General features: G+C 63.8%; 21 protein-coding genes and 1 riboswitch. Of the genes, 12 read left to right on the plus strand and 9 right to left on the minus strand.

The genetic code is table 11. The features are described from left to right. Window position 1: 1 nt before the first annotated feature. Window positions 2–1,666 (plus strand): beta-galactosidase BglA, encoded by a 1,665-nt coding sequence (gene bglA, locus AC0NID_RS03990; RefSeq protein WP_473451017.1) that lies wholly within the window; start codon window positions 2–4, stop codon window positions 1,664–1,666. Between the two features lie 24 nt (window positions 1,667–1,690). Next, window positions 1,691–2,803 (plus strand): ABC transporter ATP-binding protein, encoded by a 1,113-nt coding sequence (locus AC0NID_RS03995; protein WP_473451019.1) that lies wholly within the window; start codon window positions 1,691–1,693, stop codon window positions 2,801–2,803. Window positions 2,804–2,954: 151 nt separating this feature from the next. Here AC0NID_RS03995 and AC0NID_RS04000 read toward each other — a convergent pair whose 3' ends face one another. Next, window positions 2,955–3,191 carry a DUF680 domain-containing protein gene (locus AC0NID_RS04000; RefSeq protein ID WP_473451021.1) on the minus strand — a complete coding sequence of 79 codons (237 nt, stop codon included), beginning with the start codon at window positions 3,189–3,191 and terminating at the stop codon, window positions 2,955–2,957. Between the two features lie 126 nt (window positions 3,192–3,317). Beyond that, the gene (locus tag AC0NID_RS04005; RefSeq protein ID WP_473451023.1) at window positions 3,318–3,542 is read right to left on the minus strand and encodes a DUF680 domain-containing protein; all 225 of its coding nucleotides are present in this window, start codon (window positions 3,540–3,542) and stop codon (window positions 3,318–3,320) included. Window positions 3,543–4,061: 519 nt separating this feature from the next. Next, window positions 4,062–4,263, plus strand: a riboswitch (cobalamin riboswitch). Window positions 4,264–4,377: 114 nt separating this feature from the next. Between AC0NID_RS04005 and AC0NID_RS04010 the strand changes: the two genes are divergently transcribed. Then, window positions 4,378–5,625, plus strand: a complete 1,248-nt coding sequence (locus tag AC0NID_RS04010; RefSeq protein WP_473451025.1) for an aromatic ring-hydroxylating oxygenase subunit alpha — start codon at window positions 4,378–4,380, stop codon at window positions 5,623–5,625. Window positions 5,626–5,644: 19 nt separating this feature from the next. Continuing rightward, window positions 5,645–6,760, plus strand: coding sequence for an FAD-binding oxidoreductase (locus tag AC0NID_RS04015; RefSeq protein WP_473451027.1), 1,116 nt, complete (start codon window positions 5,645–5,647; stop codon window positions 6,758–6,760). Window positions 6,761–6,772: 12 nt separating this feature from the next. Here the strand turns inward: AC0NID_RS04015 and AC0NID_RS04020 are convergent, their stop codons facing one another. From AC0NID_RS04020 to AC0NID_RS04040, 5 genes are all read right to left on the minus strand, one after another. Then, window positions 6,773–7,519 carry an FAD-binding oxidoreductase gene (locus AC0NID_RS04020; RefSeq protein WP_473451029.1) on the minus strand — a complete coding sequence of 249 codons (747 nt, stop codon included), beginning with the start codon at window positions 7,517–7,519 and terminating at the stop codon, window positions 6,773–6,775. Then, a complete protein-coding gene (locus tag AC0NID_RS04025; protein ID WP_473451031.1) occupies window positions 7,516–8,127 on the minus strand; it encodes a molybdopterin-dependent oxidoreductase in 612 nt (203 codons plus the stop codon). The genes AC0NID_RS04020 and AC0NID_RS04025 overlap by 4 nt, the downstream gene beginning before the upstream one ends. Window positions 8,128–8,457: 330 nt before the next feature. Beyond that, window positions 8,458–9,183, minus strand: coding sequence for an MBL fold metallo-hydrolase (locus AC0NID_RS04030; RefSeq protein ID WP_473451033.1), 726 nt, complete (start codon window positions 9,181–9,183; stop codon window positions 8,458–8,460). A 33-nt stretch (window positions 9,184–9,216) separates the two neighbouring features. After that, window positions 9,217–10,383, minus strand: coding sequence for a diphosphate--fructose-6-phosphate 1-phosphotransferase (locus AC0NID_RS04035; protein WP_473451035.1), 1,167 nt, complete (start codon window positions 10,381–10,383; stop codon window positions 9,217–9,219). Between the two features lie 99 nt (window positions 10,384–10,482). Beyond that, window positions 10,483–11,256 carry a L,D-transpeptidase gene (locus AC0NID_RS04040; protein WP_473451037.1) on the minus strand — a complete coding sequence of 258 codons (774 nt, stop codon included), beginning with the start codon at window positions 11,254–11,256 and terminating at the stop codon, window positions 10,483–10,485. 206 nt (window positions 11,257–11,462) lie between these two features. Here AC0NID_RS04040 and AC0NID_RS04045 point away from each other — a divergent pair, with 206 nt between their 5' ends. The 3 genes from AC0NID_RS04045 (at window position 11,463) to xylB (ending at window position 14,950) form a co-directional block, all read left to right on the plus strand. Further along, window positions 11,463–12,086: a LysE family translocator gene (locus AC0NID_RS04045; RefSeq protein WP_473451039.1), complete on the plus strand. Its 624-nt coding sequence runs from the start codon at window positions 11,463–11,465 to the stop codon at window positions 12,084–12,086. Window positions 12,087–12,091: 5 nt separating this feature from the next. Further along, entirely contained in the window at window positions 12,092–13,414 is a 1,323-nt protein-coding gene (locus tag AC0NID_RS04050; protein WP_473451041.1) for a tetratricopeptide repeat protein, read from the plus strand. An 81-nt stretch (window positions 13,415–13,495) separates the two neighbouring features. Continuing rightward, complete coding sequence (xylB, locus tag AC0NID_RS04055) at window positions 13,496–14,950, plus strand: xylulokinase (RefSeq protein WP_473451043.1); 1,455 nt, start codon at window positions 13,496–13,498, stop codon at window positions 14,948–14,950. Between the two features lie 38 nt (window positions 14,951–14,988). Here the strand turns inward: xylB and AC0NID_RS04060 are convergent, their stop codons facing one another. After that, window positions 14,989–15,351: a nuclear transport factor 2 family protein gene (locus tag AC0NID_RS04060; RefSeq protein ID WP_473451045.1), complete on the minus strand. Its 363-nt coding sequence runs from the start codon at window positions 15,349–15,351 to the stop codon at window positions 14,989–14,991. Between the two features lie 111 nt (window positions 15,352–15,462). On the opposite strand from AC0NID_RS04060, the gene xylA reads away from it, so the two are divergent. Then, entirely contained in the window at window positions 15,463–16,788 is a 1,326-nt protein-coding gene (xylA, locus tag AC0NID_RS04065) for a xylose isomerase (RefSeq protein ID WP_473451047.1), read from the plus strand. Window positions 16,789–17,079: 291 nt separating this feature from the next. After that, window positions 17,080–17,289: a hypothetical protein gene (locus tag AC0NID_RS04070; protein WP_473451049.1), complete on the plus strand. Its 210-nt coding sequence runs from the start codon at window positions 17,080–17,082 to the stop codon at window positions 17,287–17,289. Between the two features lie 6 nt (window positions 17,290–17,295). Here the strand turns inward: AC0NID_RS04070 and AC0NID_RS04075 are convergent, their stop codons facing one another. Next, the gene (locus AC0NID_RS04075) at window positions 17,296–18,276 is read right to left on the minus strand and encodes a GlxA family transcriptional regulator (protein ID WP_473522209.1); all 981 of its coding nucleotides are present in this window, start codon (window positions 18,274–18,276) and stop codon (window positions 17,296–17,298) included. A 125-nt stretch (window positions 18,277–18,401) separates the two neighbouring features. Here AC0NID_RS04075 and bcoG point away from each other — a divergent pair, with 125 nt between their 5' ends. Genes bcoG through AC0NID_RS04090 form a run of 3 tightly spaced genes read left to right on the plus strand, consistent with a single transcriptional unit; the run spans window position 18,402 to window position 21,077 of the window. Further along, window positions 18,402–19,313 (plus strand): 3-dehydrocarnitine:acetyl-CoA trimethylamine transferase BcoG, encoded by a 912-nt coding sequence (gene bcoG / locus AC0NID_RS04080; RefSeq protein ID WP_473451055.1) that lies wholly within the window; start codon window positions 18,402–18,404, stop codon window positions 19,311–19,313. 28 nt (window positions 19,314–19,341) lie between these two features. After that, on the plus strand, window positions 19,342–19,971 hold the full coding sequence (locus AC0NID_RS04085; protein WP_473451057.1) for an HD domain-containing protein: 630 nt from the start codon (window positions 19,342–19,344) through the stop codon (window positions 19,969–19,971). Then, window positions 19,968–21,077, plus strand: a complete 1,110-nt coding sequence (locus AC0NID_RS04090; RefSeq protein WP_473451059.1) for a carnitine 3-dehydrogenase — start codon at window positions 19,968–19,970, stop codon at window positions 21,075–21,077. The genes AC0NID_RS04085 and AC0NID_RS04090 overlap by 4 nt, the downstream gene beginning before the upstream one ends. Window positions 21,078–21,079 lie beyond the last annotated feature (2 nt).

The following is a 21,079-nucleotide window of genomic DNA, read 5'->3' on the forward strand; positions in this document are numbered from 1 at the left end:
CATGCAATCCGCCGTGAAAGCGACCGTGAAACCCGACCTCGCCGCCGACAGCGACTGGTGGCGAGGCGCCGTGATCTACCAGATCTATCCGCGCAGCTATCAGGACTCGAACGGCGACGGCGTCGGCGATCTCAAGGGCATCATCGGCAGGCTGCCCTATGTCGCGGCGCTCGGCGTCGACGCCATCTGGATCTCGCCGTTCTTCAAGTCGCCGATGAAGGATTTCGGCTACGACGTGTCGGACTTTTGCGACGTCGATCCGATGTTCGGCACACTGGCCGATTTCGACGCCCTGACCGCCGAGGCGCACAGGCTCGGGCTCAAGGTGATGATCGACGAGGTGCTGTCGCATACCGCCGACAGCCATCCGTGGTTCAAGGAAAGCCGCTCGAACCGCATCAATCCCAAGGCGGACTGGTATGTCTGGGCGGACGCCAAGCCCGACGGCACGCCGCCCAACAACTGGCTGTCGATCTTCGGCGGCTCGGCCTGGCAGTGGGACACCAGCCGCCAGCAATATTACCTGCATAATTTCCTGGCCGAGCAGCCCGATCTCAACTTCCACAGCCGCGCGGTCCAGGACGCGCTGCTCGACGTCACCCGCTTCTGGCTGGAACGCGGCGTCGACGGCTTTCGCCTCGACACCATCAACTTCTATTTCCACAGCCAGGGCCTGGAGGACAATCCGGCGCTGCCGCCCGAAGAGCGCAACGACCAGACCGCGCCCTCCGTCAATCCTTACAACTACCAGGACCACCTCTACGACAAGAGCCGCCCTGAAAACCTCGGCTTCCTCGAACGCTTCCGCGCCCTGCTCGACGAATATCCGGCGACGGCCGCGGTCGGCGAAGTCGGCGATTCACAGCGTGGACTGGAGGTGGTGGCGGCCTATACCGCCGGCAGCAAGCGCGTGCATATGTGCTACTCGTTCGACTTCCTGGCGCCCGAAAAGATCAGCGCGGCGAAGGTGCGTTCGGTGCTGGAGGCGTTCGGCAAGGTCGCCAGCGACGGCTGGTCGTGCTGGGCCTTCTCCAACCATGACGTGATGCGCCCTGCCTCGCGCTGGGCGGCCGGCGAGGCCGACCCGACCGCTTATCTCAAGGTGATCTCGGCGCTGCTGATGTCGCTGCGCGGCTCGGTCTGCATCTATCAGGGCGAGGAACTCGGGCTCGGCGAGGCCTCGCTGCAGTTCGAGGATCTGCAGGATCCCTACGGCATCCGCTTCTGGCCGGAATTCAAGGGCCGCGACGGTTGCCGCACGCCGATGGTCTGGGATGGCGCCGCGATGAATGGCGGCTTCTCCAAGGCAAAGCCATGGCTACCCGTGCCCGCCAAGCATCTGTCGCAAGCGGTCGATGTGCAGCAGGGCGACGATAGTTCGCTGCTCGAACACTACCGGCGCTTTCTCGCCTTCCGGCGTTTGCATCCGGCGCTGGCCAAGGGCGATATCGACTTCATCGAAAGCGAGGGCGATACGGTTGCCTTCACGCGCCGCGAGGGCAACGAGCAGATCGTCTGCGTCTTCAACCTCGGCAGCCGACCGGCCGAAATCGATCTCGGCGGACGCTCGCTGCAGCCCTTGCCGGGGCACGGGTTTTCGGGACAGACTGGCACCGGCTCTATCCGTCTCGGCGGCTACGGCGCCTGGTTCGGGCGTATCGACTGAATTTGCTATTCACTGGAGGGAATCATGGCCGATGTCACGCTAAGGCAAGTGAAGAAATCATACGGCAATCTCAATATTCTCCATGGGATCGACCTCGATATAAAGTCGGGCGAGTTCATCGTCTTCGTCGGCCCTTCGGGCTGCGGCAAGTCGACCTTGCTGCGCTCCATCGCCGGGCTTGAGGAAATCACCTCCGGGGAGCTCAGAATAGCCGGCGAGGTGGTGAACGACGTGCCGCCGTCGAAACGCGGCATAGCCATGGTGTTCCAGTCCTATGCGCTCTATCCGCATATGACCGTCTACGACAACATGGCGTTCTCGATGAAGATCGGCAAGGAGAGCAAGGCCGAGATCGACAAGCGGGTGCGCCAGGCGGCGGAAATACTGCAGCTGACCAAATATCTCGACCGCCTGCCCAAGGCGATGTCGGGCGGCCAGCGCCAGCGCGTCGCCATCGGCCGCGCCATCGTGCGCAACCCGAAGGTCTTCCTGTTCGACGAGCCGCTGTCGAACCTCGACGCGGCACTGCGCGTCGCCACCCGCATCGAGATCGCCAAGCTCAAGGAATCGATGCCTGCCACGACGATGATCTACGTCACCCACGACCAGGTCGAGGCGATGACGCTGGCCGACCGCATCGTCGTGCTCAAGGAGGGCCATATCGAGCAGGTCGGCACGCCGATGGAGCTCTACAAGAAACCCGGCAATCTGTTCGTCGCCCAGTTCATCGGCTCGCCTGCCATGAACATCCTGCCGGCAACGATCGACAAACCGGGCAACCCGACCGTCGTCAGCCATGTCGGCGGCCGCAAGGCGACGGTGCCGATCGCCACGCCGGCCTCGGCGAAGGGTGCTGTGGTGAGTTTCGGCGTGCGGCCGGAGGATCTGATGATCGCCACCGGCGCGGACTATCTGTTCGAGGGAACGGTGGACTATGTGGAGCAGCTCGGCGAGGTCCAGCTCGTCTATGTCGACATCGGCCGCGCCGACCTGCCGCTGGTGACCAAGCTGCCCGGCAATGTCGAAGTCAAGCGGGGTGCTGCGCTGCGGCTGACTGCCGATGCCGGCGACCTTCACATCTTCGATGCGGATGGACATTCCTTCACACTCCACAAGGCGGAAGCAAAGGCAGCTTGAGAGAGCGGCAGCCGAACTGCTGGACATGGGCAGTTTGGCGAGGGCAAAAAAAGAGCGGCGGGCCAAGCCCGCCGCTCTTTTGCATTCAGGTCGCCGTTGAAGCGTACACATCGTGCTTCCCGAAAATCGGAACCGATTTCGAGCCGAAGCGCTAGCGGCCGAACAGGTTCCGGTCGCTGCCGTGCGGGGCGGACTTCTGCACGTCGCCCGACGAGTTGAGCAGCTTATAGACCGGCGAGCCGGTGTTGCGCACCGAAGACGTCTGCGTGTTGTCGACGTTGACGGTCGCCTGCTCGTTGATGTCGGTTCCGCCGACGTTGTCGTTGCGGGCATAGGCGCTGCCGGCGGCAATCAAAAGCGCGGCGGCGGCAAGGGCGATCTTCTTCATTCCAATACTCCTGGATTTTCGTATCCCACAAGCGCGGCGGTCTTGATGAAGACAATGCCGCCGCTGCTTGTTTGACCATGATCTTTTCCGAACCGCAGGTTCGGGATCATGGTCTGGAACCGAGTGTTAATTGTTGCCGAAGAGGTTACGGTCGCTGCCGTGGACGGGCTTCTCGTCAGCCGGAACCGGATTCTGGGCCGGAGCCGAATTCAGAATCGAAGCCGTGTAGGAGCTGTCGGCCGCGACGGCGGGCTGGTTGGCGCCGTCAGACCCATAATGGTCACTGCCTTCAGCAAAGGCGCTGCCGGTAATGGCCAGAACGGCGACGGCCGCAAGAGCGATCTTTTTCATTTTAGTACTCCAGTATCTTATTTTTCCGTCCGTCCAGCGGCATGTCTTGGGAGGAATCCGCGTCGTTCGGACAGCCCCGATGTGGGGAGGCCATCCTGCGGATTCCAATCACGAAGTTGTTCCGCGTGGACCAAGAATCTGCATCTTGAAATTGTGCCAAGCCTTCCTACAACCTAAATTTTCCGCTTGTTTATCAGTTGGTTATCTCAAACGTACCGCCCGGCCATTTGACGAATTGGCGAGTCTGCGTTCACACCGTCCTGTACGCAGTGTCAACAGAAACGAACCGTTCGGTTCGATTTTAGAGACCCCTTAAAAAGCATTTCGAAGCCTGCTAACGAATCGTTTACCAGTTCGGCCCCCGCCGATGGGCCAAATCCGGCCATGCTTTCGGGCCGGCAACGCTCGGCGAAGGGCGATTTCACCCCTTGCTCACTCCGGTCCAACAGGTTTCGCGGCCGTGTCGCGCCGCATGGATACGATGTCGCTTTCATGCCGACAGACGGCCGACGGTCATGATTAGATCACGCCAACTCAGGTGCCGCATGGTGACGACCAAGCGGAGAATTGGGAAGCCGGTCAGAACCCGGCGCTGCCCCCGCAACGGTGGTGGAGTTCAAGTCGCAACGGGAGACCACTGGGTCACAAGCCTGGGAAGGTGTCGCGACCGTCCGCAAGGATACTCCAGAGCCCGGAAACCAGCCCGAGATTCTAGACTCGACTGATCGCGGTGGGCGGTCAAGAGGCGGATAGTGCATGCCCGGCCATATCGCCGACGTGCAGCCGATCCTTCCTCCATCACCACCAGTTCAGTCCTTGGACATGAGGACAGGACATGGATGCGCGCAACGACATGCTGAGGCTCTTGCACGGCCGCAGGCAAGGCTATTCGCTGGAACAGCCCTTCTACACCGATTCCGATTTCTTCAAGCTCGACATGGAGCTGATCTGGTATCGCGACTGGCTGTTCATCGGCCACGATTGCGAGTTGCCGAAGCCGGGCAGCTACATGACCGTCCAGATCGGCGACTATCCGGTCGTGCTGGTCCGCGACCAGCAAGGCAAGATCAACGCCTTCCACAATTCCTGCCGCCATCGCGGCAGCCGCGTCTGCAACGCCGACAAGGGCACGGCGGCAAAGCTCGTCTGCCCCTATCACCAGTGGACCTACGAGCTGGACGGCCGGCTCTTGTTCGCAAGGCAGATGGCGGATGGCTTCGACAAGAGCCAGTTCAGCCTGAAGCCGGTCGCCTGCGAAAGCGTCGGCGGCTACATCTTCATCTGCCTGGCCAAGGAGCCCGCGGATTTCGCGCCGATGCGCGCGATGGTCGAGCCTTACCTCCTGCCGCACCGGCTGCGCGAGGCAAAGGTCGCCTTCGAATCGACCATTGTCGAGAAGGGCAACTGGAAGCTCGTCTGGGAGAACAACCGCGAGTGCTACCATTGCGCCGGCAACCATCCGGAACTGTGCAAGACATTCCCGGAAGCACCGACCGTGACCGGCGTGCAGGGCGCCGACAGCGATCCGGAAATGCTCGCTCACTGGGCCAAATGCGAGGCGGCGGGCTTGCCGAGCAAGTTCCGAATCGATCCGGCCGGGCAGTATCGCGCCACCCGCGCGCCGCTGCTGCGTGACGCCGTCAGCTATACGATGACGGGACGGCGCGCGGTGAAGAAGAACCTTTCCGACAGCGTTTCCACCGACCGCATCGGCTCGCTACTGCTCTACCATTACCCGACGACCTGGAACCATATCCTCGGCGATCATGCCGTCACCTTCCGCGTGCTGCCGATCAGTGCCACGGAAACGGCCGTCACCACCAAATGGCTTGTCCACAAGGATGCGGTCGAAGGCGTCGACTACGATCTCGCCGAACTCACCCATGTCTGGACCGAGACCAACGACCAGGACCGCCGCATCGTCGAGGAAAACGCCTTCGGCATCCTGTCGCCGGCCTATGAGCCCGGCCCCTATTCGGAGTTGCATGAGGGCGGCGTCATCCAGTTCGTCGAATGGTACGCGTCCTTCATCGGGCCGCGGCTTGCCGAGGACGGCCGGCCGGCGTTGCGCAGCGTCGCCTGAGATCTGAGGAATGAATGCGATGACGGACCTCGGGCTCTACCGCCATCTCGACGAGATGGCGCCCTGGAACGACAGGCTCCAGGTGCTGGAAGTGATCGGCGTCAGCGACGAGGCGCCTGACGTGAAGACCTTCACCTTCCGCTCCGACAACCAGACCTGGTTCCGCTACAAACCAGGACAGTTCGTGACGCTGGAATTGCCGACCATTGAGGGCCAGCTGATGCGGACCTATACGCTGTCGTCCTCGCCGTCGCGGCCGTTCTCGATCGCGGTGACGGTGAAGGCGCAGGACGGCAGCATCGGTACGCGCTGGATGTTCGACAATCTGAAGCCCGGCGTTCACGTGAAGGCCTATGGGCCGGCGGGCGACTTTTCGCTGCACAGTCATCCCGCGGCCAAATATCTGTTCATTTCGGCCGGCTCCGGCGTGACGCCGATGATGTCGATGCTGCGCTGGCTGAACGACTGCGCGCCATGGACCGATGTCGGCTTCGTCAACTGCGCGCGAAAGCCCGAGGAGATCATCTTCCGCAAGGAGCTCGAACTGCTGGGCAGCCGCATGCCGGGCCTGTCGCTCGGCTTCATGATCGAGGAGCGCTCCAGCCGCGAGGGCTGGTTCGGCCATATGGGCCGGATCGACGCGATCCGGCTGCCGCTCTTGGCACCGGATTTTCGCGAGCGCGAAATCTTCTGCTGCGGCCCCGATCCATTCATGCGCGCGGTGCGGCAGATGCTGGAGGCCGCCGGCTTCGACATGGCCAACTACCATCAGGAAAGCTTTGCCGCACCGGCGGTGGAGGAAATACCGGCCCCGTTTGCCTTGCCGGCAAGGGGTGGGCCGGCAGAAGGCGGGGTCGAGGTCCCTACTGAGGCCGCAACGCCAATTCGATTCTCGCTTTCGGATGTCGACGCCGACTGCGTTGCCGGCCAGACCGTGCTGCAGACGGCGCGCGCTTCGGGCGTGCGTATCCCGGCGGCCTGCGAGTTCGGCCTGTGCGGAACCTGCAAGGTGAAAAAGCTCTCGGGCCAGGTCGAGATGAGCCACAATGGCGGCATCCTCGATCACGAGATCGACGACGGCTTCATCCTTGCCTGCTGTTCGAAACCGCTGACGGCGATCGAAATCGAGGCCTGACCGGCGGGCCGCCTAAACCCCGTAGCGCTCGGTGCGGATAAAACCTGCCGGAACGCCGGCATCGATCAGCGCCTGGGCAGCGGCCGACACGAAGGCGTTCGAGCCGCAGACAAAGGCGTGCCTTGGCGGCGCGGGCAACCGCGCCATCGATTGCACCATCATCGCGGCATCGACCCGCCGCGAATAGTCGGCCGGGCGCCGGGCGGCCTCGCGCGTCAGCGTCAGCAGCAGATCGAAGCCGTCCCGACGATCGTGGAGGCCGATCAGGTCGTCGCGAAAGATCACCTCCTCCCAGATTCGCGCGGAAAACACCAATGCCGCGGGCACCACCGATTTCAGCGCCGCACGATGGCGGATCATCGCCATCAGCGGCACCACGCCCGACCCGCCGCCGACCAGCAGAAGCGGGCCGCCGTCGCTGTCGGACCAGACGAAGTGGCCGCCGAGCGGTCCGCGCAGTTCGACCTCGTCGCCGACCGCTGCCACCTCATGAAAGAACGGCGAGACCTCGCCGTCGTCGAGTTTTTCAATCGCCAGTTCGATCGTCTCGCCCGATTCCGGCGCCGAGGCGATGGAATAGGAGCGGCGCGCCTGATAGCCGTCCGGCGCCGTCAGCCTGACATCGACATGCTGCCCGGCGCGATAGTCGAAGGGCCGCGACGGCCGGAGGAAAAAGCTGGTGACGCGGGGCGTGCGCTTTTCGATGCCGGTGATGGCGACCGTCTGCCAGGGTGACCGCGCCGTCGCTGCCTCGCTCATGGATCGCCCGTATAGCGCTGCTCGCGCCACGGGTCGCCATAGATGTGATAGCCGCGCAGTTCCCAGAACCCCGGCTCGTCGCGCTCGGTGAACTGCAGCCCGTTCAGCCATTTGGCCGACTTCCAGAAATAGAGATGCGGAACCAGCAGCCGCGCCGGGCCGCCATGGTCGGGCGTGATCGGCTTGCCCTCGTAAAGCAGCGCCACCATCGCCTTGCCGGCGGTGATATCCTTCGTCGGCACGTTGGTTGTGTAGCCGTCGAAGGAGAGCGCCAGCGTGAAGGCGGTGGGCGGCTCGATGCCGGCATCGGCAAGAATGTCGTCGACCAGCACGCCCTGCCACGCCGTGTCGAACTTGGTCCATGCGGTCACGCAATGAATGTCGCGCGTCATCTTGGTCAGAGGCAGCGCGTTGAAATCTGTCCAATTCCACTTCTTGATCGGCCGCGGTCCGTGTTTGAGCGTGAACGACCAGTCCTCGGTCCGCACGCGTGGTGTCGGCCCGGCTGAAAGCACCGGGAAGCCTTGCTCGAGATACTGCCCCGGCGGGATGCGCGCATCCGCATCCGTCGGAGGTTTTCGTCCTGAAAAAAAGCCGCGGGTGACCATCGAGACAATCCGTTTACATGGGGCCGTTTACATGGGGCCGTTTGCCTGGGGCCGTTTGCCTGGGGCCGTTTGCCTGGGGCCGTCCGCCGGCCTTCAACAGTCTTCTCGAAGATGGTTTGGCGGGCAACCGAAATCTTGACAACGACCTCGCGATGCCTTGCTGGCCCCACAGCTCGCCGCCCGGCTGGTTGCCATCTGCTGTTGTCGCCTGCCGCGACGGCACCGAAACCCGAAAAAAAACGCCTGGCCGGCGGGTCGCTGGCGCAAATCAGCACCATGAATAAATTCCTAGCATAACCTCAGGGCAATCGCTTCAGGTCGGCGCTGTCCCTATACGCCGATCCCGTCGGTTCGCCTGAGATAGCCAGTGGCGATCTCGCGCATCCGCCTGGCGTCGAAGCTCGGGCCATGGCCGCCATGGCCGATGCGGATCGGCAGGTCGAGCAGCCGCTGCATCGTCCGGCGATAGGCGGCGCGGTCGGAATCCGGCAGGTCGTCGATCAGCATGGCGTCGTAGATCGCATCGCCGGCGAAGAACAGGCCGTCGGCCTCATCGAACAGCGCGATCGAATCGGGCGAATGGCCAGGCAGATGCAGCACGCGGAATTGCCGGTCGCCGAGATCGACAATGTCGCCCTCGTCAAGCGTCCGCGTCAGCGGCGCCGGCGGAATTTTGTAATCGGCCGCTTTCCAGTCCGGCGCCGGCAGCTTCGAGACGGCGCCGTCGAGCGTGTGGAACATGTGGGCATAGGTGACCGCTTCATCCATGCTGTCGAATTGCGCGGCGCTGTGCCTCGGCCCCGCCCGCAACGGGAATTCGTGCAGCGAGCCGACATGGTCGAGATGGATATGGGTGGCGACGACGAGCAGCGGCTTGCCCGCCGGCGTGTCTATCTCAGGCGCCAGCGGGCGGATGCCCATGCCGGTGTCGACAAGCAGGTCGACATCGCGGCCGCGCAGGTGCCAGATGTTGGCGCGCACGAAATCATGCACGAACGGCTCGGTCAGCATCGTCGTGTCGGCGTCGGCTGCTGTTCTGCTGAACCAGTCAAGCATCAGGCGAGAGCCGGCATCACAAGAAAGCCGGCATCAGACGAACGGCTTTCCGACCTTGTATTTTTCCGGGACCAGCCGCCTCAGATAGGTGATTCCCGCATCGGAGAGCTGGTTCACATCAGGCAGCATGAAATCGTCGGGCATGTGACGGGTTTTGCCGGCGACGTTTTTCAGCGGCACCTTCTTCAGCACGGTTTTGTTGCCGTCATATTGCAGCGCCACCGAACCGCCACCCTGTTCGGCCACCGTCACGGCAAAGACGCCGGCATCGAAGGCTTCCTGCGCATCGACGGCGTTGATGGCGCCGACATAGCCGCGCGGCATATAACCGAGCGCGTCGACGCGCGCCCGCTTGCCCGGCAATCCTTCGGCCAGCGCCCGCTCGAGGGCGGCCGGCAGGTCGCTGCCCGACAGCTTGACGTTGCCATGCGCATCGCGCTCCAGTTTCTCGGGCGGGACAAGACTTTCGACCAGCGCTTTGCCGTCGGCGGTGCTGACGCCTTCGGAGACCGCAACGATGCAGCGCTTGTGACGGTCGAGCGTGGCGCGCACGTCGTCGATGAAGGCCGCGGCCGAGAATGCGCGTTCCGGCACATAGACGAGATGCGGGCCGCTGTCGGGGTCGAGCTGCCATGCAGCGGCCGCGGCGGTGAGGAAACCGGCGTGCCGCCCCATGACGATGCCGACATAGATGCCGGGCAGAGCGCGGAAATCGAGGTCGACGGAGAGAAAGGCGCCGGCCACGAACTCGGCCGCCGAAATGAAGCCCGGCGTGTGGTCGTTCTCCTCGAGATCGTTGTCGATGGTCTTCGGCGCATGGACGAAAGCCATCTTGCCGCCGGCGGCATCGGTCAGGATCTGCTGCGTGCCCGACGTGTCGTTGCCGCCGATGTAGATGAAGGCGTCGGCGCCGGCCTTCTTCAGGCCGTCGAGGATGATCTCGCAATAGGCGTCATCCGGCTTGTCGCGCGTCGAGCCGAGGGCGGCGCTCGGCGTTGCCCCGATCAGCCGCAGCCGATCCTCGGCAATGGCGGAAAGATCGACATAGTTGCCGTCGCGGATGCCGCGCACACCGTGGATGGAGCCCAGAACCTTGGCGCCGGGGTGCCGCTTGCGGATTTCGAGCGCGGCGCCGACCATCGTCTGGTTGATGACGGCGGTTGGGCCGCCGCCTTGCGCGATGACAAAAGTTCCGGACATGCTTCACGTCTCCCGAGCAGTGGCTTTGCAGGCACATTCGCCTGTCTTGCGAGATCACGCAACGGGAGAGTCGGGTGTTGAAAGCCCCGTCGCCGGCGGTCAGACGACGACGATCGGGTTCTTCCTGGAGACGCGGCTGTAGAGATCGATGATATCCTGGTTGATCAGGCGGACGCAGCCCGACGACATCGCCTGGCCGATGCTCCACCATTCGGGCGAGCCGTGGATGCGATAGCCGGTGTCCTGACCGTTCTGGTAGATGTAAAGCGCGCGCGCACCGAGCGGATTCTCGAGGCCGCCGGGCTGTCCGCCCTGCCATTTCACCAGTTCCGGCTTGCGGGCGATCATCTCGGCCGGCGGCGTCCAGGTCGGCCATTCCTTGCCGTATTGGATGTTGGCGCGGCCGGACCAGCGGAAGCCTTCCTTGCCGATGCCGACGCCGTAGCGGATCGCGTCACCGCCGGGCTGCACCAGATAGAGCAGCCGCTCCTGCGAATGGACGACGATGGTGCCGGGCTGCTCGCCGGTCGGATCGACGACGATCTGGCGGCGGAACTCCGGTTTGACCTTGAGGTAGGGCACCTCCGGCAGGGTGAAGCCGCCGTCGGTGACGGAGGCGTACATGACGGCCGGGCTGGTTATGTTCCTGTCGACGCTGATGCTCGGGCGGACGGGCCGGATCGAGCCGGTGGTGCCGCCGTCGAGCTGAAGCGCCGACAGGTCGAGCGTCTGGCTGCAGCCGGCAACGCCGAGCAGCGCCAACGAGCCGGCGCCGGACAGCACCGCGCGGCGGGAAAGCTCGACTTTGGAAATTTCGACGTTGATGGCGTCGCCATGGTGCGGCGACGTAAGACTTTGCGGCAACTCACGCATCTACCCAAACCCTACGCTGTCGGCGGGAAACACGGTCCGGCCGGATAGAGGGCATTTTTGCCAATCATGGTTGAAAAAGCGTGAAGACGTCCCGCGCTGCCTTAACCTCCCGACTGAGGCGGCGTGCCGTACATTTTCGATGCTGCCCCTTTACATCTTCGCGAGGCCAAGGATTTATCCTCTTCTTTGAGCTCAAGGAGACGACGATGTCCTTCGAAAACTGGGCTGCCTTTGCCGCCGCCTCGACGATCCTTCTTGTCATTCCCGGCCCGACCATCCTTCTGGTCGTGTCCTATGCGCTCGGCCAGGGCTGGCGCACCGCGCTGCCGATGGCGGTCGGCGTGGCGCTTGGCGACTTCACGGCGATGACGCTGTCCATGCTGGGCGTCGGCGCGCTGCTGGCGGCGTCGGCCACGGTGTTCACGGTGCTGAAGGTGATCGGCGCCTTCTATCTGATCTACCTCGGCATAAAGCTGTTTCGCGCCGGTGGCGCGCTCAAGGCCGAGCCGCGACTGGACGCGGTGTCGTCGGCCAAGATGATGGCGCATGCCTGGCTGGTCACCGCGCTCAACCCGAAAAGCATCACCTTCTTCGTCGCCTTCCTGCCGCAGTTCCTCGACCGGCACGCGGATTTCTGGACGCAGATGCTGATCTTCGAAACGACCTTCCTGGCGCTCGCCTTCGCCAACGCCTTCGGCTATGCGCTGATCGCAGCACGGGCGCGCAGTGTCGTGCGCAACCCCAAGGCGATCCGCATCTTCAACCGCACCGGCGGCACGCTGCTGGTCGGCGCCGGCATCGCCACGGTGGCGATGCGTTCGGGCAATTGAATGGCATGGCCGTCAGGGACGCATTCGGCCTGACATTTTCGGGCGCGACCGACGCCGGATTCTCATCCTACAGCCAGGCCGTCCGCGAACTGCAGTGCTTCATCGGCGATCCGGTCGGCTCTGTCGACCGCGCGATAGCCGAGGATCCCGGCTTCGTCATGGCGCATGTGTTCAAGGGCTATCTGTTCGGCCTGGCCACCGAGCGCGAGGCGACGGCCGTGGCCAAAACATGCCATGCGGCGGCGCTGCCGCTCGCCGCGACGACGCGCGAGCAGGCGCACGTCGCAGCCCTTGGTCATCTTGCCGGAGGACGCTGGCACGAAGCCGCCCGCCTGCTCGAGGATATCGCCATCGAGTTTCCGCTCGACGCGCTGGCGCTGCAGACCGGGCACCAGATCGATTTCTTCACCGGCAATGCCCGCATGCTGCGCGACCGCATCGGCCGCGCGCTGCCGTCCTGGCAAAGCGGCATGCCGGGCTACCACGCCATACTCGGCATGCAGGCCTTCGGGCTGGAGGAAATGGGCGACTATGCGCGCGCCGAAAAGCTCGGCCGTGCAGCAGTCGACATCGAGCCGCGCGACGGCTGGGCGCAGCACGCCGTCGCCCACGTGATGGAGATGCAGAGCCGGCAAAAGGACGGCGTCGCTTGGATGCGCGCCAACCCCGAAGCGTGGACGAAGGAAAGCTTCCTCAAGGTGCACAATTGGTGGCATCTGGCGCTGTTCCACTACGATCTCGGCGAGACTGACGAGGTGCTTGCGCTTTATGACGTGCCGATCTACGGCGAACAGTCGACATTGGCGCTCAACATGGTCGATGCCTCGGCGATTTTGTGGCGGCTCTATCTCGGCGGGGTCGATGTCGGCGACCGCTGGGCGGCACTCGCCGCCAACTGGGCCGAGGCCGGAGGCGGCAACTATGCCTTCAACGATGCCCACGCCATGATGGCCTTCGTCGGCGCCGGCTTCGAGGCGCCGGTCGGTGCCTTGCTCGAGGCGCAGCGCGAGGCCATGCGCGGCTACGACGACAACGCCGCTTTCACGCGGGATGTCGGCCACCCGCTGACGCTCGCCATCAAGGCGTTCGGCGACGGCAACTACGCCGAGACCGTACGCCTGATCAGGCCCATCAGGACGATTGCCCACCGCTTCGGCGGCAGCCACGCGCAGCGCGATGTCATCGACCTGACGCTGATCGAGGCGACGCTGCGGTCCGACGACCACGCGCTGGCAAAGGCGCTTGCCGCGGAACGCGCGCTGGCGCGACCGGACAGTCCGCTCTCTGCGCTGTTCTCGCGGCGGGCGGCCAATTTGTCGAAGAATTGACCGGAGGCGGATCTTGTCTTAAAAACTGCCAAGTCAGATTTTTTCGCGATCCGAAAAAATTAATGACATTGGGAGGGAACCATGTATCTCGGGCTCGATCTGGGCACGTCGGGCGTGAAGGCGCTTTTGATCGATGCCGGGCAGACCGTCATCGGCTCCGGCCATGCTTCGCTCGACGTGTCGCGGCCGCATCCCGGCTGGTCGGAGCAGAACCCGGCCGACTGGATCCGCGCCTGCGAGGATGCGATTGCCGAGCTGAGGACCACCCATTCGAAAGAACTTGCGGCAGTCAAAGGCATCGGCCTGTCCGGCCACATGCATGGCGCCACCTTGCTCGACGCCGGCGACCAAGTGCTGCGCCCCTGCATCCTGTGGAACGACACGCGCAGCCACGCCGAAGCGGCTGCGCTCGACGCCGATCCGCGTTTTCGCAAGCTGACAGGCAACATCGTCTTTCCCGGATTCACCGCGCCAAAGCTCGCCTGGGTGAAAAACAACGAACCGGATATTTTCGCCAAGGTGGCAAAGGTCCTGCTGCCGAAGGATTTCCTGCGGCTCTGGCTTTCCGGCGAACACATTTCGGAAATGTCGGATTCGGCCGGGACGTCCTGGCTCGATGTCGGCAAGCGCGGCTGGTCGTCCGACCTGCTCACTGCCACGTCGCTCGACGAAAGGCAGATGCCGTCGCTGGTCGAAGGAACTGAGAAAGCTGGCGCCTTGCGCGCCGCATTGGCGTCGAAATGGGGGGTGCAGGCCGGCATCCCGATCGCCGGCGGAGCAGGCGACAATGCGGCGTCGGCCTGCGGCATGGGCACTGTGGCAGCGGGCCAGGCCTTCGTCTCGCTCGGCACGTCAGGCGTGCTGTTTGCCGCCAACGCATCCTATTTGCCGAACCCCGAAAGCGCGGTGCATACGTTCTGCCACGCGTTGCCCGACACCTGGCACCAGATGGGCGTCATCCTGTCGGCAACCGATTCGCTCAACTGGCTGTCGGACATCACGGGAAAAGGCGCCGGCGAGTTGACGGCCGAGCTCGGCGACACGCTGAAGGCGCCGACCGGCGTGTCCTTCCTGCCCTATCTCTCAGGCGAGCGTACTCCCTACAACGACTCGGCCATTCGCGGCTCGTTCACCGGGCTCGCGCATGAATCCAGCCGCGCAGTGCTGACCCAGGCGGTCGTCGAAGGTGTGGCTTTCGCCTTCCGCGACAGCCTGGAGGCCTTGGCCACAGCCGGCACGACCCTGACGCGGGTGACGGCGATCGGCGGCGGCTCGCGCTCGCGCTACTGGTTGAAGGCCATCGCCACCGCGCTCGGCCTGCCCGTCGACATTCCAGCCGACGGGGATTTCGGCGCTGCCTTCGGCGCGGCGAGGCTCGGCCTGATCGCGGCGACGGGTGCCGATCCGCTCAGAGTGTGCACGGCGCCGGCCACCGACGCCACGATCGAACCGGTCGCCGCACTAAGCGATGCCTATGCGGATGCCTATCAGCGCTACCGGGCGCTTTATCCCACGATCAAGGCTGCGACCGCATGAGCGAGGGTTTATCCCCGTCCGGCCTCGCCAGCAAAGCCTCACTGTGCTGGAACCTTGTCGAGGAAGCCGGTGACGCTTTTCAAGCGGCCATTCTCGATGAACCCGATGTCGGTGCCTTCGATTACGGAATCGCCGCCTTCCGGTCCGAGATCCCACGAGAAGCGGATCGTGTCGGCAAATCCGTCCGGCTTGCCCTTCAGCGAAAACCGGAAGCCGGCAAAGCGCTGCTGCACGCCGTCGATGAGTGCGGCGACGCCATCGTGGCCATCGCCCTGCATGATCGGGTCGCGGTAGCTGACGTCCTCGGTGAAGGTCGCCTTGAGCAAGGCTTTCCTGCGCGCGGCGTCGCTCTCGTTCCAGGCGGCGATGTAGCTTTCGGCAATCGTGTTGAGGTCGGTCATCGTCTGTCTCCTTTGTTGGGGGCTTTTGCCGGGACCTTTTTCACCGCAAGAAAGAACGAAACCAATTACGCCTGAGGTAATCAGGGCGAACTATTCGAGAGGAAGAAAATCATGAGCAGCGGATTTTTCGGCGACATCCAGAAGATCAAATACGAGGGCCCGGATTCGACCAATCCGCTGGCCTACCGGTTCTACAATCCCGATGAAGTTGTCGCCGGCAAGCGGCTGGAGGACCATCTGCGCTTTGCGGTCGCCTACTGGCATTCCTTCGCCTGGCCGGGCGGCGATCCGTTCGGCGGCCAGACTTTCGATCGTCCCTGGTTCGCCAAGGCCGGCGGCGTCGACACGATGGAACTGGCCAAGCTCAAGGCCGATGTCGCCTTCGAGATGTTTTCGCTGCTGGGTGCTCCCTATTTCTGCTTCCACGATGCCGATGTCAGGCCGGAGGGCAAGGATTTTTCCGAAAGCGCCGCGCGGCTCGACGAGATCGCCGACTACTTTTCAGGAAAGATGAAGCAGACCGGCGTCAAGCTGCTTTGGGGCACGGCGAACATGTTCTCCAACCGCCGCTTCATGGCTGGTGCCGCCACCAATCCCGACCCCGACGTGTTTGCCTATGCGGCTGCGACGGTAAAAAGCTGCATCGACGTCACCAAGCGGCTGAAGGGCGAGAACTATGTGCTGTGGGGCGGGCGCGAGGGCTATGAGACGCTGCTCAACACCGATCTTGCCCGCGAGCAGGAACAGGCCGGCCGCTTCCTCAACCTGGTCGTCGACTACAAGCACCGCATCGGCTTCCAGGGCACCATCCTGATCGAGCCGAAGCCGCAGGAGCCGACCAAGCACCAGTACGACTATGACGTCGCCACGGTCTACGGTTTCTTGAAACGCTTCGGGCTGGAAAAGGAAGTCAAGCTCAACATCGAGCAGGGCCACGCCATCCTGGCCGGCCATTCCTTCGAGCATGAATTGGCGCTGGCCAATGCGCTCGGCGTCTTCGGTTCGATCGACATGAACCGCAACGACTACCAGTCGGGCTGGGACACGGACCAGTTCCCCAACAATGTGCCGGAGATGGCGCTGGCCTACTACCATGTCCTGCAGGCCGGCGGGTTCAAGACCGGCGGCACCAATTTCGACGCCAAGCTCAGGCGTCAGTCGCTCGATCCGCAGGATCTCCTGATTGCCCATGTCGGCGGCATGGATTGCTGCGCACGCGGCCTCAAGGCCGCCGCCCGGATGATCGAGGACAAGGCGCTGTCGGGACCGCTGGCCGAGCGCTATGCCGGCTGGAACTCTGCCGAGGCCAAGGCGATGCTCGCGGGCAAGCGCACGCTGGAGGAGATCACCGAGCGCGTCGTCAAGAAGAAGATCGAGCCGCAGCCCAGATCCGGCCGCCAGGAGTTGCTCGAGAACATCGTCAACCGGTACGTGTGAGGGCGGAAAGCCGCTTCGTACCGTTCTAGAGAGCTCAAGCGCTGACGCTGAGCAGAACTTTTGATGCCGGCGGGACAGCGCCCCCCTCTGTCCAGCAGGACAAGAGGGGGGGCGCGACGGAACGCCACGGAGCGTTCTATTCCAAGCTTCGCTCCTGCTCCGCCCTGGAACCGACGACAAGGTTTTGCCTTGCGCCGCCCTTCAATCGCCTCGCTCTTGCCTTCAAACAGCCGTCACGAATCTCGTATAGTGTGGTTCGTGGCGGAAACAGAAAGAAGGAGGCGAAACGATATGCAGCACGAACGCGAAATCGACGCCCTGCTCTCAAGTGGCGAGGCCGGATCGATCATTGACCGACTGATGGCGCTGCCGCATCCGAAGCATGGTGCGCGGAGTGCAAACGAATGGGACCGCGCGGTCGCCAGCCGCTTTGAGACCCATCTTGCGAGACAGATGCGCTCGCATATCGACGGCAACAGCGACCGCCAGGCCGCTGCCTGATCCCCACTATCCCAGACGCAGCCTGACCGGCGCTTCGCCGAAAGCTCTTGAAAACGCCCTGGAAAATGCCGCGGCGGACGAGAACCCTGTTCGCCCGGCAATATCGGCCATGGCCACTCGCGTGTCGATCACCAGCCGGCGCGCGGCACCCAGCCGCAGCCTGAGATAATAGGCGCCCGGCGTCTCGCCGATCGACTTGCGAAAGATGCTTTCCAGCGTTCGCGCCGTCACACCGGCGCGCTTTGCCACCGCGGCGATGGTCAGCGGCTGGTCGACATGTGCCTCCATCAGCCGGATGGCTTGCGCCAGCCGCGGATCGTAGCCGTCGAGGCGGCCGAGCGAGACCAGCGGCTGCGCATCGGTCGCCGACCGCGCCTGGTCGTAGATGAAGACGCTTGCCACATCGAGCGCGACGGCCATGCCGAGCCGCGTGCGGATCAGATGCAGCATCAGGTCGAAGGTCGGCGAGGCGCCACCCGAGGTGAAGACCGGCCCGTCGATGACATAGCGGTCGGGGCGCACGTCGACACCGGGAAAGGCCGAGGAGAAATCCTCCATGTCCTCCCAGTGGGTGGTGGCGCTGCGCCCTTCCAGCAGGCCCGCGCGGGCAACCAGCCAGGTGCCGGCCTCGACGCCGCCGCAGGCGCGCGCCGCGCGCGCCGCGCGGCGCAGGCCGGAAAGCAGAGCCGATGTGGCATAGTTCTGCGTGCCGAAACCGGCAACGACGACAAGCATATCGGTGGTTTCAGCCGCATCGAAGCGGCCGCTGACCGCAACTGGCAGGCCGCATGTGGTGATTGGCGCTTCACCGGTCACCGAAACCAGCCTGAAATCGAACAGCGTCTCGCCGGCAATGCGGTTGGCGGCGCGCAGCGGATCGAGCGCCGAGGCCACGCACATGATCGACGATCCGGAAAACACCAGCAGCGTCACCTTGAGCGGCGAGCGCTCGGTGCGAAAGATCGAAGGCTTTTCGCTTTTTGTCATACGAGCTTCGTAAAACGCAAAACAGTTTCCGGCAAGTCAGGCATTCTTGCCGTCTGTTCGATCGGGTCCATGTTTGATTGGGCAATGTTTGATCGGAACCGTCTGTGCTGATTGGGAGAAAGTCCATGCCGCTTGCGATGAACCGTGAGGTTTTCATTACCTGTGCCGTGACCGGGTCCGGCAGCTCGCAGGACCGCAGCCCGCATGTGCCGCGTACGCCCAAGCAGATCGCCGATTCCGCCATCGATGCGGCCAAGGCGGGTGCCGCAATCGTCCATTGCCACGTGCGTGACCCCGAAACCGGCAAGCCTAGGCGCGACGTGAACCTCTATCGCGAGGTAACCGAGCGCATCCGCGCGGCGGATGTCGACGTGGTGCTGAACCTGACCGCCGGCATGGGCGGCGACATGGTGTTCGGTTCGCCGGAAAACCCGCTGCCGCTGAACGAAAAAGGCACCGACATGGGCGGCGCGAGCAACCGCGTGGAGCATGTGCGCCAATGCCTGCCGGAGATCTGCACGCTCGACTGCGGCACCATGAACTTCGCCGAAGCCGATTATGTCATGACCAACACGCCCGGCATGCTGCGCGCCATGGGCGGCATGATGACGGCGCTCGGCGTCAAGCCGGAGATCGAGGCCTTCGACACCGGGCATCTGTGGTTCGCCAAGCAGCTCGTCGAGGAACAGGTGCTGAAGCCGGACGCGCTGGTGCAGCTCTGCATGGGCGTGCCGTGGGGGGCGCCGGACGATCTCAACACCTTCATGGCCATGGTCAACAACGTGCCGTCGAGCTGGACCTGGTCGGCCTTTTCCATCGGCCGCAACCAGATGGCCTATGCCGCCGCCGCGGTGCTGGCCGGCGGCAATGTCCGCGTTGGGCTCGAGGACAATCTATGGCTCGACAAAGGTGTGCTCGCCACCAACGCGCAGCTGGTCGAGCGGGCGGTTAGCATCGTGTCGAACATGGGCGCAAGAGTGATCGGCCCGGACGAGGTGCGCAAGAAGCTCAATTTGACGAAGCGCGCCCCGCTCTGAAGGCGGACTCGGTAGGGAGGAGCCGCCGATGAAGACCGTGAAATTCACCGCCATGAAGGATGGCGACAGCGAGGACTACGCCTTCCTGACCGAACACGAGATCGACTATGCGGCCAGGACCGGCGAGCGGCTGCTCGACGCGCTGGTGCAGCTCGACGAGGGCCTGTCCGGATACAAGATCACGCGGCTCGGCCATTCGCTGCAGGCGGCGACGCGTGCCTGGCGCGATGGCGCCGACACCGACTGGATCGCCTGCGCGCTGCTGCACGACATCGGCGACATCTACGCGCCCTACAATCACGACGAATATGCGGCCGCCATCCTGAAACCCTTCGTGCGCGAGCAATGCACCTGGGTGGTGGAGAAGCACGGCGACTTTCAGCGCCTCTATTACGCCCACCATCTCGGCGGCAATCCGCATGCGCGCGATCGCTTCGCCGGCCATCGCTATTTCGACGATTGCGATGCCTTTTGCGAGCGCTGGGACCAGTCGAGCTTCGACCCGGACTACGAGACGCTGCCGATCGATTTCTTCAGGCCCTTCGTGCTCGAAGTGTTCGCTCGCAGGGCCTACGACCCGACAGTGATCCTCGCCGGCGAGCGCGTGCCTCTCATCGACCCCGAAACAGCCAAGACAAGAACGGGAGCCCCCGCATGAGCATCATCACCAAGGCGGCCGCCATCGGCGGCGGCGTCATCGGCGCAGGTTGGGTCGCGCGGCTGCTCCTCAACGGCATCGACGTGTCGATCTTCGATCCCGATCCCGAAGCTTCGCGCAAGGTCGGCGAAGTGATGAAGGGCGCGCGCCGCGCCTATAAGCAGATGCTGCCCGGCGGCCTACCAAAAGAGGGCAAACTGAGCTTCGCCAAGACCATCGCCGATGCCGTCGCCGACGCCGATTTCATCCAGGAGAGCGTGCCTGAACGGCTCGACCTCAAACATCGCGTGCTGGCCGAGATCGATCTTTATGCGCCGGCCAACGCCATTGTTGGCTCCTCGACCTCCGGCATCAAACCGACCGACATGCAGGTGGCGATGAAAAAGCATCCCGAGCGGCTGGTCGTCGGCCACCCGTTCAATCCGGTCTACCTCCTGCCGCTGGTCGAGATCGTCGGCGGCGACCAGACCTTTCCCGAGGCGATCGAGGTCGCCAAGGAGATGTACGCCTCGATCGGCATGAAGCCGGTGGTGATCCGCAAGGAGATCGAGGCGTTCGTCGGCGACCGTCTGCTGGAGGCGGCATGGCGCGAGGCGCTGTGGCTGATCAAGGACGGCATCTGCACGGTCGAGGAACTCGACGACATCATGCGCTATGGCTTCGGCCTACGCTGGGCGCAGATGGGCATGTTCCAGGTCTATCGCGTCGCCGGCGGCGAGGCCGGCATGCGCCATTTCATGGCGCAGTTCGGGCCGTGCCTGAAATGGCCATGGACCAAGCTGATGGACGTGCCGGAGTTCAACGACGAGCTGGTCGACCTCATCGCCAGCCAGTCGGACGACCAGGCGCATGGGCTGTCGATCCGCGAGCTCGAAAAGATACGCGACGACAATCTGGTCGCTATCATGGATGCGCTGTCGAAGCAGAACAAGGGCAAGGGCTGGGGTGCCGGCGCCCTGCACAAGGACTATACCAAGCAGCTCGCCAAGCTTGCGGCGAAGAAGCCCACCGCCTCCAAGGCGGCCGAAAAGGCCAAGGCGACCAAGCCGGTGAAGGCCCGAAAACCGACAAAGGCTGAAAAGCCGAAGAAAAAGAAGAAAGGCTGAGA

It is taken from the genome of Mesorhizobium sp. WSM4821 (genome assembly GCF_055901555.1).

Bases quoted from the DNA above. Each gene is read 5' to 3' on its own strand.
- AC0NID_RS04005 (WP_473451023.1), bottom strand. From the start codon at position 3,542: ATGAAAAAGATCGCTCTTGCGGCCGTCGCCGTTCTGGCCATTACCGGC.
- AC0NID_RS04035 (WP_473451035.1), bottom strand. From the start codon at position 10,383: ATGTCCGGAACTTTTGTCATCGCGCAAGGCGGCGGCCCAACCGCCGTC.
- AC0NID_RS04010 (WP_473451025.1), top strand. From the start codon at position 4,378: ATGGATGCGCGCAACGACATGCTGAGGCTCTTGCACGGCCGCAGGCAA.
- xylA (WP_473451047.1), top strand. From the start codon at position 15,463: ATGAGCAGCGGATTTTTCGGCGACATCCAGAAGATCAAATACGAGGGC.
- AC0NID_RS04015 (WP_473451027.1), top strand. From the start codon at position 5,645: ATGACGGACCTCGGGCTCTACCGCCATCTCGACGAGATGGCGCCCTGG.
- AC0NID_RS04060 (WP_473451045.1), bottom strand. From the start codon at position 15,351: ATGACCGACCTCAACACGATTGCCGAAAGCTACATCGCCGCCTGGAAC.
- bcoG (WP_473451055.1), top strand. From the start codon at position 18,402: ATGCCGCTTGCGATGAACCGTGAGGTTTTCATTACCTGTGCCGTGACC.
- AC0NID_RS04070 (WP_473451049.1), top strand. From the start codon at position 17,080: ATGCAGCACGAACGCGAAATCGACGCCCTGCTCTCAAGTGGCGAGGCC.
- AC0NID_RS04050 (WP_473451041.1), top strand. From the start codon at position 12,092: ATGGCCGTCAGGGACGCATTCGGCCTGACATTTTCGGGCGCGACCGAC.
- AC0NID_RS03995 (WP_473451019.1), top strand. From the start codon at position 1,691: ATGGCCGATGTCACGCTAAGGCAAGTGAAGAAATCATACGGCAATCTC.
- AC0NID_RS04085 (WP_473451057.1), top strand. From the start codon at position 19,342: ATGAAGACCGTGAAATTCACCGCCATGAAGGATGGCGACAGCGAGGAC.
- AC0NID_RS04000 (WP_473451021.1), bottom strand. From the start codon at position 3,191: ATGAAGAAGATCGCCCTTGCCGCCGCCGCGCTTTTGATTGCCGCCGGC.
- xylB (WP_473451043.1), top strand. From the start codon at position 13,496: ATGTATCTCGGGCTCGATCTGGGCACGTCGGGCGTGAAGGCGCTTTTG.
- AC0NID_RS04040 (WP_473451037.1), bottom strand. From the start codon at position 11,256: ATGCGTGAGTTGCCGCAAAGTCTTACGTCGCCGCACCATGGCGACGCC.
- AC0NID_RS04045 (WP_473451039.1), top strand. From the start codon at position 11,463: ATGTCCTTCGAAAACTGGGCTGCCTTTGCCGCCGCCTCGACGATCCTT.
- AC0NID_RS04030 (WP_473451033.1), bottom strand. From the start codon at position 9,183: ATGCTTGACTGGTTCAGCAGAACAGCAGCCGACGCCGACACGACGATG.
- AC0NID_RS04020 (WP_473451029.1), bottom strand. From the start codon at position 7,519: ATGAGCGAGGCAGCGACGGCGCGGTCACCCTGGCAGACGGTCGCCATC.
- AC0NID_RS04075 (WP_473522209.1), bottom strand. From the start codon at position 18,276: ATGACAAAAAGCGAAAAGCCTTCGATCTTTCGCACCGAGCGCTCGCCG.
- bglA (WP_473451017.1), top strand. From the start codon at position 2: ATGCAATCCGCCGTGAAAGCGACCGTGAAACCCGACCTCGCCGCCGAC.
- AC0NID_RS04025 (WP_473451031.1), bottom strand. From the start codon at position 8,127: ATGGTCACCCGCGGCTTTTTTTCAGGACGAAAACCTCCGACGGATGCG.
- AC0NID_RS04090 (WP_473451059.1), top strand. From the start codon at position 19,968: ATGAGCATCATCACCAAGGCGGCCGCCATCGGCGGCGGCGTCATCGGC.